Genomic DNA, 18,417 nt, shown 5'->3' on the forward strand with positions numbered 1-18,417 from the left:
CTCGAACAACGCACCCGATCATGAAGATGGAAAAGGCTCGGTACTTGCAGACGCCAAAGCCCACCAACGCGAAAGAGCCCCGCACCGAAGTGCGGGGCTCTCTTCACGTACTAGCTCACATGCCGCCCGACAGCTTCTCGCGGAGCGCCGCGAGCTGCTCGTCGGAAGCCAGCGTGCCACCGGACTGAGCCGGCGCGCCGACCGAAGCGGAAGGAGCGTCGCCGCCCGAGGTGTAGTTGCCCGCACCCTCGGCCGAAGCCTCTTCCTCGGCCTCGGCGGCCTTGCGGATCTGCTTCATGTGGGCCTCGTAACGAGTGTGCGCCTCGGCGTACTGGCGCTCCCACTCCTCACGCTGCTTGTCGAAGCCGTCCTGCCACTCCTGGGTCTCCGGGTCGAAGCCCTCGGGGTAGATGTAGTTGCCCTGGTCGTCGTACTCGGCGGCCATGCCGTACTGGGTCGGGTCGAACTCGGTGTCGACCGTGAAGCCCTCGTTGGCCTGCTTGAGCGACAGCGAGATGCGACGGCGGTCGAGGTCGATGTCGATGACCTTGACCATGACGTCGTCGCCGACCTGGACGACCTGCTCCGGGATCTCCACGTGGCGCTCGGCCAGCTCGGAGATGTGGACCAGGCCCTCGATGCCCTCGTCCACGCGGACGAACGCACCGAACGGAACCAGCTTCGTGACCTTGCCCGGCACGATCTGGCCGATCGCGTGGGTGCGGGCGAACTGGCGCCACGGGTCTTCCTGCGTGGCCTTCAGCGACAGGGAGACGCGCTCGCGCTCCATGTCGACGTCGAGGACCTCGACGGTGACTTCCTGGCCGACCTCGACAACCTCGGACGGGTGGTCGATGTGCTTCCAGGACAGCTCCGAGACGTGGACGAGACCGTCGACGCCACCCAGGTCCACGAAGGCACCGAAGTTGACGATCGAGGACACGACGCCCTTGCGGACCTGGCCCTTCTGCAGCTGGTTGAGGAACTCGCTGCGGACCTCGGACTGGGTCTGCTCGAGCCACGCGCGGCGGGACAGGACCACGTTGTTGCGGTTCTTGTCCAGCTCGATGATCTTCGCCTCGAGCTCACGGCCGACGTACGGCTGGAGGTCGCGGACGCGACGCATTTCGACGAGGGAGGCGGGGAGGAAGCCGCGGAGGCCGATGTCGAGGATGAGACCACCCTTGACGACCTCGATGACGGTGCCCTTGACCGGCTCGTCCTTCTCCTTGAGGGCCTCGATGGTGCCCCACGCGCGCTCGTACTGGGCGCGCTTCTTGGAGAGGATCAGGCGGCCTTCCTTGTCCTCCTTCTGGAGAACAAGTGCCTCGACCTCGTCACCAACCTTGACAACCTCGTTGGGGTCGACGTCGTGCTTGATCGACAGTTCACGCGAGGGGATGACGCCCTCGGTCTTGTAGCCGATGTCGAGCAGGACCTCGTCCCGGTCGACCTTGACGATCGTGCCTTCGACGATGTCGCCATCGTTGAAGTACTTGATCGTCTTGTCGATAGCAGCGAGGAAGTCCTCCTCCGTCCCGATGTCGTTGATCGCGACCTGCTTGGGCGCAGCGGCAACGGGGGCGGTGGTGGTGTCGGTGGACATTAGGTAGGTGGCTCCGGTACGGATTGGCATTAATGAGTGGTAGTGGTGCGCGCGCAGCATCGCAGCAACCTGAATCCCCGACCGTTCTGGATCATGGGCAGCACTAACCCACTACGCGGGCGTTATCGTACGCGGCCGCGAGAGCTGTGAGCAAACCAGCCCCCATGTGAAGGAGCAGTGTGTCCAACCAGCACGCGAGCGCGGAGCAAGCGCTCGGCACGGCCGGCATCGTCAAGCGCGGGGCGGACGCCGCGGAGTCACGCCTGGCGAACCGCGTCTGGTGGGACGCGGACGCCGACGACTACCACGAGACGCACGGTGACTTCCTGGGCGCGGCCGACTTCGTCTGGTGCCCGGAGGGCCTGCGCGAGGATGAGACCCACTTCCTCGGTGAAGTCGCTGGTCGGAACATCCTCGAGGTGGGCTGCGGCAGCGCTCCGTGCGCCCGCTGGCTCAAAGCCAACAAGGCGAACGTCACCGCGCTCGACATCTCCGCGGGCATGCTCCGGCACGCCCGCGAGCACAACGACAGCACCGGCATCCAGGTCCCGCTCGTGCAGGCCAGCGCCGACCAGCTGCCGTTCGCGGACGGCTCCTTCGACGCCGCCTGCTCGGCGTTCGGCGCGGTTCCGTTCGTGGCCGACGTCCAGGAGGTCTTCAGCGAGATCGCACGCGTCCTCAAGCCCGGCGGCGACTGGGTGTTCGCCGTGAACCACCCGATGCGCTGGATCTTCCCGGACGACCCCGGCCCGCTCGGCCTGACCGTCACGCAGTCGTACTTCGACCGCACTCCTTATGTAGAGGTCGACGGCGAGGGCCACGCCGTGTACGTCGAGCACCACCGCACCCTCGGCGACTACGTCCGGGCCCTCACGAACACCGGCTTCACGCTCGAAGACCTCGTCGAGCCCGAGTGGCCGCAGGGCCACACCCGGATCTGGGGCCAGTGGAGCCCGCTGCGGGGCAAGCTCTTCCCCGGCACCGCGATCTTCCGCACGCGCCTGGCGTCGTAATCTCATCGGCCATGACCTCGGCACGCGGACTCGTGGCGGCCCAGTCGGCTCGGTTCACCTCACTGGACCCGTTGCTCCCGTCGGCCGTCGAACCACCCACCGACGGCCATGTCATCACGGCCGCGCTCGCGGACGGCGCGCGCGTCGCCGGGGTCATCAGCCACAAGACCTACGAAGAGCACTCCACCATCCGGCTCTGGTCCACCGCGCACGTGTGGGAGCTGTTGCCGCTGGTCGGCAGCTCGCAGGGCATGGACGCGCTGCTCACCCGCTTCCGCCGGCACCTGGACACGCACCAGCCAGACGACGAGGACAGCGCGTGTGTGGTGCACTGGCCGAGCCGTGACACGAGAGCGGCGCGCGCGTTCCTCGACCACGGGCTGGTGCCGCTGTCCGTGCTCGCCGTGCGGCTGAGGACTCCCCAGCCGCGAGTCCCGCGCACGCTGACGATCCGCCGCGCCACCCCGCACGACCTGGACAGCGTGCTGGAGCTGTCACTGGCAGAACTGGAGTACTCGTCGTTCGTCGGCGGCACGATCGTCCGGCCGGAAGCGCGAGCCGTCAAACAACGCGCCCTCGCCGAACGTCTCGCCAACGCGAGCCCCATCTGGCTGGCCGAACGGGACGGCATCGCGGTCGCGCTCGCCGAGTGCGCGATCGTGTCGTCCGAACCCGGCACGATGGCCGCCACGAGGCTTCCCCGCGGCCGCTGGGGCTATGTGAATTGTGTCTCCGTGCTGCCGGGAGCCCGCGGCACCGGCATCGGCCAGCAGCTCGTCGCGTACGCCCACCAGGAGCTTCACCGGATGGGCGCGGTCGGCACGTACCTCTACTACAACCCGCCGAACCCGTTGAGCAGCGTCTTCTGGCCCCGTCAGGGCTACCGGCCGCTGTGGACCGTCTGGGAAGTACGCCCCGCCGCAGCCCTTAGGTGACCTATGTCCGACTTGCCGCCGACCGAAGTCTGCGCAAGAATTTGTACTGACCGGTCAGTTTAAACGGAAGGTAAAGCCGTGGAGATCCACGCAAGTCGCGCAGGCGTCAACGGGGGACATGGTCCTCTGCTCCGCCCGACTTCGCTGACCGTGAAGCCGGGCGAGCTCACGCTGGTCGCGGGCGAGCCCGGCACCGGTCACACCGCGCTCGGCCTGCTGCTCTCCGGCCGCATGAAGCCCTCCACGGGCACGGTGTCGCCGGACTCGAAGATCCTGCGCAAGCAGGTCGTCCTGGTCGACGCCCCCGAGGTGAACGAGCCGGAGGAAGCGCTGACGCTGGCCGCCGTCGTAGGCGAAGAGCTCGCGATGAACGGCATGCGTTCAGGCAAGAAGGCGGTGCACGACTGGTTGGTCGAGCACGCCGCCGACGAGCACGCGAACAAGCGCTTCGAGCACGTGCCGGCACACACACGCTGCGCCGTGATGCTCGAACTGGCTTCTGAACGCCCCGGCGTCACCGCACTCGTCCTCGACTGCCCGGACCGCTACCACCCCAACCCGCGCGAGTGGTTCGCCTTGGCGCACAACTACGTGACCCCCGAACGGTCCGTGGTCGCCCTGTGCTCGAACTCCTCGGCCCACATCCTCGACATCCCGCACGCGCGCCTTGGTGAGGACAACAACGACACCAAGATGGAGATCACCGCATGAGCGCCCTTCGCATGGCCTTCAACGAACTTCGCCGGATCACGTCCGGCAAGCTCCCCAAGCTCGCCGTCCTGGCTCTGGCGCTCGTGCCTCTGCTGTACGCGTCGCTCTACCTGTACGCCAACAAGGACCCGTACTCGAACCTGCACAACGTCCCGGCCGCCCTGGTCGTGAAGGACAAGGGCGCCAAGGACCTCAACGCCGGCAAGGAGGTCGGCGACGAGCTGCTCAAGGGCAACAAGTTCAAGTGGCAGGTCGTCGACAACACGGACGAGGCCGACGAGGGCGTGCGCAAGGGCAAGTACATCTTCGCCCTGACGCTGCCGGAGGACTTCTCCGAGGCGCTCACGTCCGCCGAGCAGAACAAGCCCCGCCAGGGCGTGCTGACGTTGACCACCAACGACGCCAACAACTACCTGGGCAGCACGATCGCGAACCAGGTCGTCTCCGAGGTGCGCCGCGCCGTCACCGCGAAGGTCTCCACCGAGGCCGCCGACAAGCTGCTGCTGGGCTTCTCCACGATCCGCGAGGAGACGACCAAGGCGGCAGACGGCGCCAAGCAGCTCGCGGACGGCAGCGCCACGTTGCGCGACAAGATCGGTGAGCTCGACGGCGGTGTCCAGCAGCTCTCCACCGGTGCCGTCACCGCCGCCAACGGCGCTGCGCAGCTGCGGGACGGCACGCACGAGCTCCGCTCCCAGACCGCACAACTCCCCGCCGGCGCGCAGAAGATCGCCGACGGCGCGCGTCAGGTCGCGAACGGCAACGAGACCGCCGCGACCCAGGCCGAGGAGTACGCGAAGAAGGCCCAGGCGCTGGTCGGCGTGCTCGACCAGGCGAACGGCGACGTCGCGAACCACTTGCGCGCCTTGGGTTTCACCGAAGCCCAGGTGCAGCAGGTGATGAGCACGATCACCCAGGTCCGCAAGCCGGTCGACGACGCGAACGGCAAGGTGCAGGGCGCCGCTGGTGATCTGCGCAAGCTCGCGAACGGCGCGGACCAGGTCGCGGACGGCGCCGAGCAGCTCTCGGCGAAGATGCCCGGTCTCGTCACCGGCATCGGCAAGCTCGACGACGGCGCCACGAAGCTCGCCGACGGCAACGCCCAGCTCCGCGACGGCCTGCAGAAGGCCGCGACCGGCACGCCGCAGCTCAAGGACGGTGCGACCAAGGTCGCGAGCGGTGCGGCGGAGCTGAGCAACGGCCTGTCCGGCGGCGTGAACAAGATCCCCAACGCGGACGACCCGACGCGCGCGGCCATCGCCCAGGCCATCGGTGACCCGGTGGCGGTGAAGGGCCTGTCGCAGACGAAGGCCGCCACTTACGGCGCCGGCCTGGCACCGTTCTTCCTCGGCCTGGCAACGTGGATCGGCGCGTTCGTGCTCTTCCTGCTGCTGCGTCCGCTCTCACGCCGTGCGCTCGCCGCCGGCCAGTCGGCGCTCCGGGTCGCGTTGGGCGGATGGCTGCCGGGTGCGTTGCTCGGCATCGTGCAGGTGCTCGTGATGTTCTCGGTCGTGCGGTTCGTGGTGGACATCGAGCCGTCGAACCCCTTCGGCACGTTCGGGTTCCTCGTGCTGATGTCGCTGACGTTCGTGGCGATCCTGCACGCGCTGAACGCCGCGTTCGGTGCCGTGGGCAAGTTCCTGGGATTGATTTTGCTGATCCTGCAGCTGGTCAGCGCGGGCGGCACGTTCCCGTGGCAGACGATCCCGGTGCCGCTCTACCCGCTGCACTACGGCCTGCCGATGGGCTACGCGGTCGACGGCCTGCGCCATCTGATGTACGGCGGCGACCTGGGCAGCGTGGGGCAGGACGCTTTGATCCTTCTCGCGTGGCTGGTCGGGGCCCTAGCCTTGTCGTCCGTGGCGGCCTACAAGCAGCGGGTGTGGACACCTTCCAAGCTGAAGCCGGAGCTCGTCCTGTGAGCGCCCGGACGACCGCGACCAAGCAGAAGCTCTTCGACGCGGCGTTGAAGCTGGTCGGCGAACGGGGCGCCGCGTCGGTGACGGTCGACGAGATCGCCGCGGAGGCGGGTGTCGCCAAGGGGACGATCTACTACAACTTCGCGTCGAAGGACGCGCTGGTGGAAGCCCTTCTGCGGCACGGGGTCGAGATCCTCGCCGGCCGGCTGCGGTCGGCCGAGGAGGCCGAGAACTCGCTGGAGGCGCTGGTCGACGAGATGCTCGGCTTCTGGGCCGAATATCCGGCGTTCGGCCAGCTGCTCGTCTCCGAGCTGTGGCGCACGCCGGGCCAGTGGCACGGCACTCTCTCGTTGCTGCGCGACGACATCGTGTCGATCGTGCGCGGTCAGATGAAGCGCCTGTCCGACGCGGGCCGCCTGCCGGAAGGGGTCGAGGTCGGCACCGCGTCGGCGGCGTTGTTCGGCACGTTGCTCGTGATCGCGCTGGACTGGCAGGTGTTCCAGCCGGAGCGGTCACGGGCTCAGGTGCGGGATTCCGTCATGCACCTGGTACGTGGACTTGGACAGGCCCGCTGAGCTCCTGCGGCCTGGTCTGGTCCTGCAGGTCGGTCAACCGCTTGACCAGCACGACGGCCAGCACGGCTGCGATGATCGTGACCACCGTCGTCACCCACGTCCAGCTGGCGACGGCGTCCAGGTCCGAGTCGCGCAGCACGAGCCGGCCCATCACTCCACCGACCCACGACATCGCCAGGTAACCCGTCCACCAGACGGCGATGAAGCCGCTCTTGGCGCGAGCCTGCAGCGGACGGTCCTGCTGGGCCGGGTCGAAGGCGCGCCAGACGTCCTGGACGATCTGCGCCGGGAACCAGAGGTTCACGATCGGCGTGAACCACGACCCGATCGCCCACCCGCGCGAGTGCCGGTGCTCCACGGCATAGGTGACCCGCTCGGCGTTGAGCCGCGACCGGTAGATCCACACGATGAACGTCACGGCCGCCGCGAGCGTCACGACCAGACCCGGCAGGCTGACCAGCGCCGTGAAGGCGTCGGCCGCATGCGCGTCTTCCATCGTGGCGTTGCCGGCGGCGTACTCCCGCACGACGTCGGCGGTGCGCTGCGAGGCGATCCCGTCCAGGACGGAGAAGACGGCGTCCAGTCCGATGAGGACGGACGCGGCGATGCCGATGCCGCGCACCGGTCTGAACGATTCGGTGTTCATGATTCCCCCAGGTGAATTGGTACCGCGACCTGCATCGCGTTGACTTGCTTGATCATCCGTGCGGCGAGTGTCGCCGCCGCGACCGCGACCACCGCGGACAGCGTGTACACCAGCGCGTAGTCGTCCCACGCGCTCCGAGCGGCCACGAGGGCCAGCGCGTTCGACCCGATGTAGCAGAGCCACCAGGCGGTGACGAGGCCGCTCTTCTGACGCTGTTGGAGGCCGACCATCGGCTGCGTCCGGTCGGATCCGCGCCAGATGTCCTGCATCACCACGAACGGGATGACCAGGTTCCCGAACGGGATGATCCACCCCAGGACCACCCACATGTTCTTGTAGCGGTGCTGGTGCGCGGACGTGATGACGTCGGAGTTGGCCCGCACCCGGTACATCCAGGTGACGAACAGCACCGCGGCCAGGGCGTTCACCCACAACGTGGCCAGGTCGACGACCGCGGCCGCCGCCTCGTCCACGGACATCCACACCACGACGGCCGTCACGACCTGAAGGCCCGCGGTGACCGCGATGACCGCGGCCGCAGCAGTGCCCAGGCCATGCGCAGGCCTGATCTCACTCATTGATTCCCCCACGAAACGTGCACGTCCCCCGACGTCGGCGCGGAGCGTACAACCTCAACGCCCGATCGAGCGATGTGTTTGGTCGTGCGGGGCTAAATGGCCGACGGTACGAACGAAGTCATGTCGAAACCGCTGAGCGTCCTCGTCGCGATTCTGGCCTGCTGCGCCCTCACGACCTCCCCGGCACTCGCCGCCGAGCCCGTGACGGCCACCGCCGACTTCCAGGAGGCCCTGTTCTCGCCCGCCGACGGCACCCTCGACTTCGAGGAGACGGCTGACGGCATCAAGGTCACCGGCAAGTTCCAGAAGGGCTTCGCGTCCACCGAGCCCGCCGACTACCTGCTGCAGGTGCTCGACGGCACGACGGTCGTCGTGGACTTCAGCAAGGACTTCCAGAAGGTCGCCGAGATCGCGCCGCCGGCGGTCGAGGAGTTCACGTTCACCACGAAGACCAAGAAGAAGGTCGCCGACATCCGCAACGAGGACATGGTGATCCGTCAGTTCCTCACCCTGACGGCGGGCATCAAGGTGCAGGCCGAGATCGGCCGGACGAAGGTCGCCAAGTAGCGGTCAGCGGGCGTCCTCGTGGTGCAGCGAGGGCGCCCGCCCTTCCAACGCCCGTTCGACGGCCTCCAGCACGGCACGGCTCGTGCGCTGCGCGGCGTCGTGCGTGAAGTGGCCCAGGTGGACCTGCTGCGTCGGGTTCGGCAGCACCGGGTCCGGCACCGGCCCGCCCGTGTGCACCTCCACCACCGGAGCGTCCTCAGCCAGTAGGTGCTGCACGGCTCGGAGGACGGTTGTGCGGTAGTTGTCGTGCACCCAAGCGACCAGCAGGTTCACTCGTCGGCCTCGAAGCTCGTACTCGACCTCGGAGGCCAGCTCGGCGGGCTTGGCCCAGTCGGCCCTGACCCAGGTGGGCCGGTGCCCTTTGTGCAGCGACGCGCGCGCCGCCCGTCCAGGCCCGTCGTCGGCCATCAACGGCTGGGTCCGCGACGGCAGCACGACCTGCCACCCGCGTTCGACCAGCTTCTGTGCACATCCGGCCAGCATCCCCGTTCCGCCGAGCACCAGAGCCGTTCTCACCGAGCACGCTCCTCCCCGACCGACGCCAGCGGCCCGGCCAGCCACCGCTCCACCTGCCCCTGCCCGCGCAACCGCACGACCACGACCTCGTCGACCAGCTCGAGCACCCTGGTCCGGTTGCGCCGGTAGGTCTTCCAGCCCCACCGCAGGATGTGCTCGGAGTCCGTGAACACCGACCACAGCGGCGGTTCCTGGTTACCGTTCCACAACTCCACCCCACCCGCGCGACGTCTGATCGTGCGACTCACGAGCCGCCCCATCACCGTCGAGAACGGGTGGTCGAGCCAGACGAGCGTGTCCGCGCGGGCCAGCAGCTCGCGCCGCACCTCGTTGTACTGGAACTCGGTGACCCAGTGGGTCTCCTCGGCGAAGGCGGCGACTTCGGTCCGGAACTCGGGCCTCGGAGTCCACCGCGGACCCCAGTAGAGGCTGTCGAGCTCCACTCGGCGCAGGTCACGATGTTCGGCGATGCGGCGGCAGAGGGTGGACTTGCCGGAGCCGGCGTTTCCGGCGACGAGGATGCGCCGGGGCACGTGCGGCAGCGGGTCAGCTGGACCGAGCAACGGCATCGGGCCAGGCTAGTGAACCCGCTCACACGAAAACAGGGCCCCCGGGAACACCCGGAGGCCCTGCTTCTCAAAGCTCAGCTCAGAGAGCCGTGACGTTCGCGGCCTGCGGGCCCTTCTGGCCCTGCGTGACGTCGAACGTGACGCGCTGGTTCTCTTCGAGGCTGCGGTAGCCGCTGCCGTTCAGTGCCGAGTAGTGGACGAAGACGTCAGCGCCGCCGTCCTCGGGGGCGATGAAGCCGAAGCCCTTTTCGGCGTTGAACCACTTGACGGTGCCGTTGGCCATTACTGCTACTCCTTCAATGCAAAAACAAGAGCGAGCCGCACTGTGCGACTGCCCCGTGGTTTGGTCGTGAGCCGACCTCTCCGACCGCAAAGAAGGAGAACGAACACAAAACCGCAACCTACGCCACAGTCTATCGCACGTCAGCCGCGGCGCCCACGGGGCTGTGGCACCGCGAACTTCCGCTGCATCGACGAGACCCGGAAGATCAGGTAGCAGGCCAGCCCGGCGGCCCCCACCGAGGCCAGCGTGGACAGGGTCGAGAACACCACGTAGGCGGGCGTGTCGAGCAGCAGCGACTCGAAGATGTCGCAGCCCACCATCGCGAGGAGCGTGTACTGCCACGGCCTGATCAGCGGGCTGGCCACGCGCTCGTCGAACGGGATGTCGCGCTGGGCCGGGTCGCTGGCGCGCCACACCTGCGCCGGCGTGCGCACGCCGTGCAGCGCGATCGCCTCGGCGTTGTGCGTGACGCCGCGGAACCACAACAGGGACGCCACCCCCGCGGGCACGACCAGCACGATGGCGAGAAAGCTCCACGAGGAGGAGCCGCCCTGCCAGTCCGTGATCGTGCCCCAGACCGACTCGAGGGCGGACAGCGCGATGAGGCCCTGGCTGACGTAGCCGGTCAGCCGGACGTCCTTCAAGTCGATGTAGGTGTCCAACGCCACAACTCCCCGAACACTGGTGGACCCGCGCGGGAGACTACCGCCCGAAACCGCAGCCCAGCTCGGTGAAGGTCGCGATCTTCTCCGCGGCACGCACGACGACCTCGTCGATGCCGTCCAGGACCACCCGGTCGGTGACGCGACGCGCGGGCACGAGCGGCACGTCCGCCTTGCCGCACTCCTCGACGACGGACGTGAACGCGCGCGCGGCTGCCAGCGGCGCTACGAGCGGTTCGCCGGTCTGCCGGTGCCGGATGAGGTTCTCCAGAAGATCCACAGGAGGAGCAACCGCCATCTTGTGGTCGTTCACCGTCAGCCTGTCGTCGTCGTACCACCACACGGCCTGACCCAACGAGCCGTGCACGAGCACGACCGGTGGCAACGATGTCGACGCACAGAGCGTCGTCGCGACCACCACCGGAGGCGCGCCATCGGCCGTGACGCGCACACAGGCCGTGTCGTCCGCGGTGATCGTCTCGCGGCAACGGAACAGCTCCAGCTCGACACCGATGTCCGTGCGTTCCTCGACGTCGGCCAGCAGCAGAGCGTTCTGCAGGGCGTGCGCGAACGGGTTCACCAGCGTCCCGTCCTCGCCCTGCCGCCCCGCCCACGCGGCCCGCTCGTAGTAGGAGTCCGAGCGCACCCAACGCCCGGCCGCTCCGATGCCCGAGATGTCCCCGAGCGCACCCGACCCGATCAACGAGCACAGCCGGCGGTACGACCCGGTCCCCTGCGCCTGGAACCCGACCTGGCACACCAGCCCGCGCTCGGCGGCGACCGAGGTGATCTCGTCGAAGTCCGCCACCGACAGCACCGCCGGCTTCTCCACCAGCACGTCACAGCCCAGCGCGAAAGCGGACAGCACCAGATCGCGGTGCGTCGACGGGGGCGAGGAGATCACCACGATCTCGGGGTGCAGCTCAGCGGCCAACGACGGCAGATCCGGGTACGAAGGCACCGGCACGTCGACATCGGCCACGTCCACGACACCCACGAAGGTCGCGAGCCCGTCGTGGCCCAGCCGGAGCAGGTTCTCCACGTGCCGTGCACCGTGCCCACGCGCGCCGACCAGCGCAACACGCATCGTCCTCACCCTTCTCGGGTGGACTCCGCAGCCAGCGCCAGGGGTCCGCCGATCACCAGCGCCAGCGGAGGCAGGGCCCACACCAGCACACCGGCGACCACCAACGCGGCCATCAGCATCGGCCGAGGTGCTTCGAATTTCAATGCGCCGCGCCATCCGAGACGCGCTTGATCAAGAAGAAAGGCCCCAATGGACGCCGACGCCAGCAGTACTCCGCCGCGCACGAACCAGGGCGCGGGCATCACCGCGACCACCAGCAGCACGTCCACCACGAGCACCGCCCACAGCACCGCGAACACCACCCCCGGCGCCCACTGCACGCGCAGCAGCGACCAGAACCTGCGCACCGGAAGATCGCCGCGAAGGACGGCGCACCCCGCCCCGAACGCCGAGTACGCCGTCACCAGCGGCAGCGAGGCGACGAACACGAACAGCCCCACCAGCAGGGCGTCCGCGAGCGTCTCCAGCCGGTTCATCCCTTCAACCCCGTCGTGGCCACGCCCGCGACCAGGAACCGCTGGAACGCCAGGAAGAACAGTCCGATCGGCACCAGCGACAGCACCGACATGGCGAACATCGGCCCGTACGAGGACGACGACGTCTGGTCGATGAACAGCCGCAGCCCCATCGGGATCGTGTAGTTCTCGGTCGACGACAGGTAGATCAGCTGCGAGAAGAAGTCGTTCCAGGTCCAGATGAACGTGAAGATCGCGGTCGTCACCATCGCCGGCCGCGACAACGGCAGCACGACGTACCGGTAGTTGCGGATCGGACCGCACCCGTCGATCTTCGCGGCCTCGTCCAGCTCGTGCGGAATCCCGCGCATGAACTGCACCATCAGGAACACGAAGAACGCGTCCGTCGCCAGCAGTTTCGGCAGGATCAGCGGCACGAACGTGTCGATCATGCCGAGCTGCTGGAACACCACGTACTGCGGGATCAGCGTGACGTGCGCGGGCAGCATGATCGTGACCAGCGCGAACGCGAACAGCGGCCCGCTCAGCCGGAACCGCAGCCGGGCGAACGCGTAGGCCGCCAGCGAGCACGACACGACGTTGCCGATCACCGCACCGCTCGCCACGATCGTCGAGTTGCCGAGGAACGTCCAGAACGGTTCCCCTCCCGCACCCTCCAACGCACCCGCGTAGCCCTCTGCGGTCACGCGCCCGGGAAACAGCGAGCGCAGGTTCGCCACGAGGTCCTCGACCGGCGTCGAAGAAGCCGAGATCAACCACACGATCGGGTACAGCACCAACGCCAGTGCGGCCAGGCACAGCACGAAAACCCCAGCCCGCTTCATCGCTCGTCTCCGTAGAACACCCAGTACCGCGAGGTCCGGAACAGCACCGCCGTGACCACCGCGATCGCCACCAGCAGCACCCACGCCATCGCCGACGCGTAGCCCATGCGGAACTCCGTGAACCCGCGCTCGTACAGGTACAGCGTGTAGAACAACGTCGAGTCGGCCGGTCCGCCCCGCCCGCCACTCACCACGAACGCCTGCGTGAACGCCTGGAACGCGTGGATCGTCTCCAGCACGAGGTTGAAGAACAGCACCGGCGACAACATCGGCAGCGTGATCGACCACAGCCGCCGCCACCAGCCCGCGCCGTCCACGGCCGCCGCGTCGAACAGGTCGCGCGGAATCTGCTGCAACCCGGCCAGGAAGATCACCATCGGCGCACCGAACTGCCACGCCGACAGCAGCACGATGGTGATCAGCGCGTAGTCCGGCGTGTCGACCCAGGTGTCGAAGATCGCCCGCCACGCCAGCGCCAGCCCGACCGACGCGCCCAGCAGCGACGGCGCGTAGAACGCGGAGCGGAAGAACGCCTGTCCCTTGCCGCGCAACGAGTTCAGCAGCAACGCGACGGCCAGGGCGAGCAGCAGTTTCGACGGCACCGACCACACCACGTACTTCAACGTGACGACGACCGAGTCCAGGTAGCGCGGATCGTCGCCGAAGAGCTTGGCGTAGTTGTCGAACCCGACCCAGTGCGGTTCGTTGAACAGGTCGTAGTCGGTGAACGACAGGTACAGCGACACGACCATCGGCGCGACGGTGAGACCGATGGCGCCGAGCAACCACGGTGTGAGGAACAGGTACGGCACTACTTCAGCGCGTCTTCCGCGTCACGCCAGAACTCGTCCAACGCCTGGTCGATCGTCTTCTTCCCGAAGACGACCTCCTCGTGCTTGCGCTGCATCAGCTTGTAGATCGTGCCGTCACCTTTCGGCGGCGCGGCCGGAGCGTCGCCGAGCTCGGCATCAACGGACTTCTGGTACTCGAAGATGACTTTGTTGGCACCGCTGAGGTTCTGCGCCACGGACTCGCGGATCTTCAGGTTCGCGGGCAGGCCGCGGTTCGCGCCGAGGATCTTGCCCGCGTCCTGGTCGTTCAGCAGGAAGTCGATCAGCTTGACCGCCGCGTCCTTGTTCTTGGTGCGGGCCGACGCGCTGATCAGCTGCGACGGTTTGCGGTACGAGCCGAGGACTTCCAAGCTGTCACTGGGGTACGGGCCGAGCTTGAGCTCGTCCGGGCGGACCGTGTTGTAGCCGCCGTAGAGGCTGTCGTAGCTGTGCTCGGACGCGGAGAGCCTCTTGCCCATCGGGGTCTGCTCCGCACCGGCGTTCAACGTGGTGACGAGCTCGGCGGGCGTGGTGGCGTTCGAGTCGCGGAAGTCCTTGGACAGCTGCCAGAACGCCCTCAGGTCGTCCTTGGAGTACCCGAGCTCGCCGTCGTCGGTGTAGAGGGCCTTGCCGCGCTGCCGCAGCCACGTCTCGAAGACGTCCTCGGTGCCGCCGAAGTCCGTGGAACCCGCGACCTTGCCGCCGGTGCTCGCCTGGATCCTGCCCGCGATCTCCTTGTAGTCGGCCCAGCTCCAGCCGATCTTCGGTTCGGCGACACCGGCCGCCGTGAACAGCTTCGGGTCGTAGACGATCGTGGTGGAGTTCTGCGCCAACGGCATCGCGACCTGCCTGCCCTTGAGCTTGCCGCTGCCGATGAAGCCCTGGTCCCAGTCCGCGGTGCGAATTTCCTTGCCCACGTACGGGGTGAGGTCGAGCAGCACGTTGCGGCCCGCGTACTCGTTGAGGTAGCGGTAGTCCATCTGGATCACGTCCGGCGCGTTGCCGCCCGCGATCTCGGTGGAGAGCTTCTCGAAGTAGTTCTGGAAGTTCTGGAACGACGTGGAGACCTTGATGTTCGTGTTGCGGCTCTCGAACAGCTTCACCGCCTCGTTGGTCACCTTGGCGCGGTCGTCGTTGCCCCACCAGATGAACCGGATCTCGGTCTGACCACTGCTGCTCGAACTGCCACAACCGGATGCCGCCAGCGCCGTGCACAGCAGTAAGCCCACAATCTTGTGCGCTTCCACAGGTCTCCTCTCATCGGAGATCGATGACGTCGACGACGCGGACCGGTTCCCCGGTCTCGAAGCTGCGGTTGGCGGCGAAACCAGTCAGCAGCGAGAGCGTGCCGTCGTAGTGCGTTGCCTTGCGTCCCAACGGATCTTCCTGTCCAGGCGGCCCGTACAGCGCGTCGACCATGCGCTGGTCGGCACCGCCGTGACCGTCCCGGTCGTACTCCAGCGGGATCTCTTCCCGCTCCTCGAACAGCCGTTGCACCGACAGCTTCGCCCACCCGTCCTCGGGGTTGGCGTTGACGCCGTGCACGGTCGGGTTCTGGCTCGACACCCAGGAGTTCTCGACGACTTCGAGCTCGAGACGGCCCTTGCTGCCGTTGACCATCAGCCGGTAGCCCTCCCACGGCGAGTAGGCCGTGAGGTGGTACGTCAGGTTCGCGCCGCTGACATAGCGCACGATCACCGACATGTCGTCCTCAATGGACACACCCGGCTCGAACGGGTTCTGGTCGCGGCGATACCCGTCTTCGTGCTGAGCGTCGACGTACAGCTTCTTCAGCCATTCGTTCTGCTCCAGCTTCAACGCGAACCGCTCGTCGTCCGCGTAACCGTGCCGCGCGCCGTTTTCGTCCCCGTAGAAGAACAAGCGGCCGTGCGCGTACACGGTGTCCGGTGTCGACCCGACCCACCAGTTGAGCAGGTCGAAGTGATGCGTCGCCTTGTGCACCATCAGGCCGCCGGAGTTGGCCTTGTCGCGGTGCCAGCGGCGGAAGTAGTCGGCGCCGTGCCGGGTGTCGAGCAGCCACTCGAAGTGCACCGACCCGATCTCGCCGACAGCGCCGTCCGCCAGCAGCTCGCGGACCTTCTCGTGGATCGGGTTGTAGCGGTAGTTGAACGTGACGGTGACGTTGCCGTCGTTGCGGTGCACCGCGTCCAGGATCTTGCCGGCAGACGGCACGTCCGTCGTCATCGGCTTCTCGGTCACGACGTCACGGCCTGCGTCGAGCGCCTCCACGACGTACATGTCGTGGAAGCGGTCGACAGTGGTCACCACGACCACGTCGACCCGCTGCTCCTCCAGCATCTTGAGGAAGTCGCCGGCGTCGTACGTGGGAACCGGCTCGACCCCTAGTTGAACGAGCCGGTCGTTGTGGACGTCCATCCGGGTGCGGTTCACGTCGGCGAACGCGACGAGCTGACAGGTGTCCGCGTGCTCGACCGCGATGGCGTGGATGTGCCGCTCCGCCCGCGATCCCGTGCCGACCACGGCGTAGCGCCTGCGGGCCATCACAACCTCCCCGGTAAACGGTTTCCACACGCTAGCCGCACCGGCCCTGACCTCGTCAAGAGTTCGCCGAAAACGTTTTCGCGTGTTTCAGTGTTGTGAACGAGTAGGTAGCACAGAGCGGGCGAACCCCGAGGGAAGCGCGGGGGCGCCTGAGCGGCCACGATGCACTCATGCCGATCCCTACCGTCCTCGACTGCGACCCCGGCCACGACGACGCGATTGCCATCCTGCTGGCTGCGGGCGCGCCCGAGATCGACCTCCGCGCGATCACCACCGTCGCCGCCAACCAGACACTGGACAAGGTCACGCTAAATGCGCGGCGGATCTGCTCGGCGGCCGGAATTTCGGTGCCCATCGCGCGCGGGTGCGCACGCCCGTTGGTGCGAACGCTCCACGTAGCCGGGGACATCCACGGCGAGTCCGGAATGGACGGACCGGCGTTCGGCGCGATTTCCGTTGACGTGGTGGAGGATCACGCGATCGACGTGATGCACCGGAACATGCCCGCGACCCTGGTCGCGACCGGAGCGCTGACGAACGTGGCGATGTACTTGCAACGCTATGGCACGGCCTCGGTGCGTGAGATCGTGCTCATGGGCGGGTCGACCGAACGCGGCAACACGACGCCGTACGCGGAGTTCAACATCTACGTCGACCCGGAAGCCGCGCAGATCGTCTTCGACAGCGGCGTGCCGATCACGATGATCGGCTTGAACGTGACACACCAGGCATTGGTCACGCCCGCGGTTGTCGCGCGGTTGAACGAAATCGGCCCGCTCGGCCGGATTTGCGGCGACCTCATGACGTTCTTCGCGGCGACCTACCGCGAGGTGTTCGGGTTCGAGGCGCCACCGCTGCACGACCCGGTGGCGGTCGCCCAGGTGATCGATCCGACGCTGGTCACGTGCGTCGAGGCGTTCGTCGGCATCGAGACCGTGGGAACGCTCACGCGCGGTGCGACCGTCGTGGATCTGCACGGGCGGCTGGGCCGGGAACCGAACGCACGGGTGGCCGTCGGGCTGGACGTGGACCGGTTCTTCGACCGGGTGATCGACGCGGTGGCACAGCTCACGTAACGGCGTTGACGGCCTGGCGATGATAGGCGCATGGGGGCAATTCCTGGGGGTAAGTCATGACCAGTCCTGTTTTCGACGCGGAGCAGCCTGCCGTCGAGCCACAGCCGGAGTTCGAGGCGTACACGCCGGCGTTCCCGGCACCGCAGCAGCCCGCGCCGGCACCAGTGGCGCCGGTCGCACCACCGAAGCCGAAGAGGACCGGCGTCGTGGTGGTGTCGGTGCTCCTCGTGCTGCTGTTCGGCGCGGCGGGTGCGTTCGGCATCCTGCTCGTCCAGGAGAAGGACCACTCGGCCGGCCTGTCCAAGCAGATCGAGGGCAAGGACCGCGAGATCGCGGATCTCACCAAGAAGGCCGCGGAGAGCAAAGAGGACGCCTCGCGCGCCGCGAACCTGCAGAAGCAGGCGGAGGCCGCGCAGAAGAAAGCCGAGTCCGACGCGGTGAGCTCGCAGAAGTGCAAGGACGCGGCCAAGGCGCTGACCGAGGCGGCGATGGCCGGCGACCAGGTCCGCGGTGAGGCCGCGATCAGGGATCTGCTGGTCCAGTGCTGACGCCGGAGCCGTCGCTGGCGGAGGTGTTCGCGCCGCGGCAGCAGCCGGTCGACGCGCCACCCGCGCCAGTGCGTCGTCCCCAGCGGACCGCCGTCGTCGTGCTGGCGATCACCACCGTGTTCCTGTTCGGCGCGACGGCGTTGTTCGGCACGCTCTTCTACGTCACGGTGAAGGCCTCGGTCGCCCAGGGCAGGGAGATCGAGGCCAAGACCCGGGAGGTCGGGCAGCTGAGGGTGCAGGCGGAAGCCAGCGAGGCCGAGGCCGTGAAAGCCCGCAACGAGCGCGAGGCCCTGAGGTTCACCACCGCGCGTGACGAGAAGTGCATCGCCGCGATCAAGGCGTATCGGAAGACCACGTACGCGACCGGCCAGGCGACGCGGGACGTGTTGTGGGCGCAGGTCCTCGACCTCTGCTGAACCCGAAAACGCGAGAAGGGCCGCGACTCACGTCGAGTCGCGGCCCTTCTCACTCGT

22 protein-coding genes are annotated in these 18,417 nt (G+C 67.6%); 9 read left to right on the plus strand and 13 right to left on the minus strand.

Going from position 1 to position 18,417, the window contains the following annotated elements:
• Nucleotides 1-115: 115 nt before the first annotated feature.
• Nucleotides 116-1,606 (minus strand): 30S ribosomal protein S1, encoded by a 1,491-nt coding sequence (rpsA, locus tag UK23_RS33660; RefSeq protein ID WP_045315762.1) that lies wholly within the window; start codon nucleotides 1,604-1,606, stop codon nucleotides 116-118.
• Between the two features lie 179 nt (nucleotides 1,607-1,785).
• Here rpsA and UK23_RS33665 point away from each other — a divergent pair, with 179 nt between their 5' ends.
• From UK23_RS33665 to UK23_RS33685, 5 genes are all read left to right on the plus strand, one after another.
• Nucleotides 1,786-2,619, plus strand: coding sequence for a class I SAM-dependent methyltransferase (locus tag UK23_RS33665; protein WP_045315763.1), 834 nt, complete (start codon nucleotides 1,786-1,788; stop codon nucleotides 2,617-2,619).
• Nucleotides 2,620-2,630: 11 nt separating this feature from the next.
• A complete protein-coding gene (locus tag UK23_RS33670) occupies nucleotides 2,631-3,554 on the plus strand; it encodes a GNAT family N-acetyltransferase (RefSeq protein ID WP_045315764.1) in 924 nt (307 codons plus the stop codon).
• A gap of 78 nt (nucleotides 3,555-3,632) precedes the next feature.
• Nucleotides 3,633-4,265, plus strand: coding sequence for an ATP-binding cassette domain-containing protein (locus tag UK23_RS33675; RefSeq protein ID WP_045315765.1), 633 nt, complete (start codon nucleotides 3,633-3,635; stop codon nucleotides 4,263-4,265).
• Nucleotides 4,262-6,187 carry a YhgE/Pip family protein gene (locus UK23_RS33680; protein WP_045315766.1) on the plus strand — a complete coding sequence of 642 codons (1,926 nt, stop codon included), beginning with the start codon at nucleotides 4,262-4,264 and terminating at the stop codon, nucleotides 6,185-6,187. The genes UK23_RS33675 and UK23_RS33680 overlap by 4 nt, the downstream gene beginning before the upstream one ends.
• Nucleotides 6,184-6,759: a TetR/AcrR family transcriptional regulator gene (locus UK23_RS33685; RefSeq protein ID WP_045315767.1), complete on the plus strand. Its 576-nt coding sequence runs from the start codon at nucleotides 6,184-6,186 to the stop codon at nucleotides 6,757-6,759. Before UK23_RS33680 ends, UK23_RS33685 begins: the two co-directional genes overlap by 4 nt.
• Here the strand turns inward: UK23_RS33685 and UK23_RS33690 are convergent.
• Entirely contained in the window at nucleotides 6,722-7,405 is a 684-nt protein-coding gene (locus UK23_RS33690) for a DUF4328 domain-containing protein (protein ID WP_045315768.1), read from the minus strand. The two genes, UK23_RS33685 and UK23_RS33690, sit on opposite strands and share 38 nt — an antisense overlap.
• Nucleotides 7,402-7,983: a DUF4328 domain-containing protein gene (locus tag UK23_RS33695; protein ID WP_045315769.1), complete on the minus strand. Its 582-nt coding sequence runs from the start codon at nucleotides 7,981-7,983 to the stop codon at nucleotides 7,402-7,404. Before UK23_RS33695 ends, UK23_RS33690 begins: the two co-directional genes overlap by 4 nt.
• A 120-nt stretch (nucleotides 7,984-8,103) precedes the next feature.
• On the opposite strand from UK23_RS33695, the gene UK23_RS33700 reads away from it, so the two are divergent.
• Entirely contained in the window at nucleotides 8,104-8,550 is a 447-nt protein-coding gene (locus UK23_RS33700; RefSeq protein WP_156213575.1) for a hypothetical protein, read from the plus strand.
• A 3-nt stretch (nucleotides 8,551-8,553) separates the two neighbouring features.
• Here the strand turns inward: UK23_RS33700 and UK23_RS33705 are convergent, their stop codons facing one another.
• The 10 genes from UK23_RS33705 to UK23_RS33750 all read right to left on the minus strand — a co-directional run bounded on the left by UK23_RS33705 (nucleotide 8,554) and on the right by UK23_RS33750 (nucleotide 16,320).
• Entirely contained in the window at nucleotides 8,554-9,066 is a 513-nt protein-coding gene (locus tag UK23_RS33705; protein WP_231114804.1) for a hypothetical protein, read from the minus strand.
• A complete protein-coding gene (locus tag UK23_RS33710; protein WP_045315771.1) occupies nucleotides 9,063-9,635 on the minus strand; it encodes a hypothetical protein in 573 nt (190 codons plus the stop codon). The genes UK23_RS33705 and UK23_RS33710 overlap by 4 nt, the downstream gene beginning before the upstream one ends.
• Before the next feature lie 79 nt (nucleotides 9,636-9,714).
• Entirely contained in the window at nucleotides 9,715-9,918 is a 204-nt protein-coding gene (locus tag UK23_RS33715; protein ID WP_045315772.1) for a cold-shock protein, read from the minus strand.
• 140 nt (nucleotides 9,919-10,058) lie between these two features.
• Nucleotides 10,059-10,580, minus strand: a complete 522-nt coding sequence (locus UK23_RS33720; RefSeq protein ID WP_156213576.1) for a hypothetical protein — start codon at nucleotides 10,578-10,580, stop codon at nucleotides 10,059-10,061.
• Between the two features lie 40 nt (nucleotides 10,581-10,620).
• The gene (locus tag UK23_RS33725; protein ID WP_045315774.1) at nucleotides 10,621-11,667 is read right to left on the minus strand and encodes a Gfo/Idh/MocA family protein; all 1,047 of its coding nucleotides are present in this window, start codon (nucleotides 11,665-11,667) and stop codon (nucleotides 10,621-10,623) included.
• A gap of 5 nt (nucleotides 11,668-11,672) precedes the next feature.
• Entirely contained in the window at nucleotides 11,673-12,143 is a 471-nt protein-coding gene (locus tag UK23_RS53065; protein WP_045315775.1) for a hypothetical protein, read from the minus strand.
• Complete coding sequence (locus UK23_RS33735; RefSeq protein ID WP_045315776.1) at nucleotides 12,140-12,967, minus strand: carbohydrate ABC transporter permease; 828 nt, start codon at nucleotides 12,965-12,967, stop codon at nucleotides 12,140-12,142. Before UK23_RS33735 ends, UK23_RS53065 begins: the two co-directional genes overlap by 4 nt.
• Nucleotides 12,964-13,779 carry a sugar ABC transporter permease gene (locus UK23_RS33740; RefSeq protein ID WP_330770406.1) on the minus strand — a complete coding sequence of 272 codons (816 nt, stop codon included), beginning with the start codon at nucleotides 13,777-13,779 and terminating at the stop codon, nucleotides 12,964-12,966. Before UK23_RS33740 ends, UK23_RS33735 begins: the two co-directional genes overlap by 4 nt.
• A complete protein-coding gene (locus UK23_RS33745; protein WP_052685299.1) occupies nucleotides 13,779-15,044 on the minus strand; it encodes an ABC transporter substrate-binding protein in 1,266 nt (421 codons plus the stop codon). Before UK23_RS33745 ends, UK23_RS33740 begins: the two co-directional genes overlap by 1 nt.
• Nucleotides 15,045-15,054: 10 nt before the next feature.
• Complete coding sequence (locus UK23_RS33750) at nucleotides 15,055-16,320, minus strand: Gfo/Idh/MocA family protein (protein ID WP_045315777.1); 1,266 nt, start codon at nucleotides 16,318-16,320, stop codon at nucleotides 15,055-15,057.
• Nucleotides 16,321-16,490: 170 nt separating this feature from the next.
• Here UK23_RS33750 and UK23_RS33755 point away from each other — a divergent pair, with 170 nt between their 5' ends.
• The 3 genes from UK23_RS33755 to UK23_RS33765 are packed head-to-tail and all read left to right on the plus strand — an operon-like array spanning nucleotide 16,491 to nucleotide 18,360.
• Nucleotides 16,491-17,396 (plus strand): nucleoside hydrolase, encoded by a 906-nt coding sequence (locus UK23_RS33755; RefSeq protein ID WP_045315778.1) that lies wholly within the window; start codon nucleotides 16,491-16,493, stop codon nucleotides 17,394-17,396.
• A gap of 56 nt (nucleotides 17,397-17,452) precedes the next feature.
• Nucleotides 17,453-17,944, plus strand: coding sequence for a hypothetical protein (locus tag UK23_RS33760; protein ID WP_045315779.1), 492 nt, complete (start codon nucleotides 17,453-17,455; stop codon nucleotides 17,942-17,944).
• Nucleotides 17,938-18,360: a hypothetical protein gene (locus UK23_RS33765; protein WP_045315780.1), complete on the plus strand. Its 423-nt coding sequence runs from the start codon at nucleotides 17,938-17,940 to the stop codon at nucleotides 18,358-18,360. Before UK23_RS33760 ends, UK23_RS33765 begins: the two co-directional genes overlap by 7 nt.
• Nucleotides 18,361-18,417: the final 57 nt, after the last annotated feature.

This window comes from Lentzea aerocolonigenes (genome assembly GCF_000955955.1).
GTDB lineage: Bacteria > Actinomycetota > Actinomycetes > Mycobacteriales > Pseudonocardiaceae > Lentzea > Lentzea aerocolonigenes_A.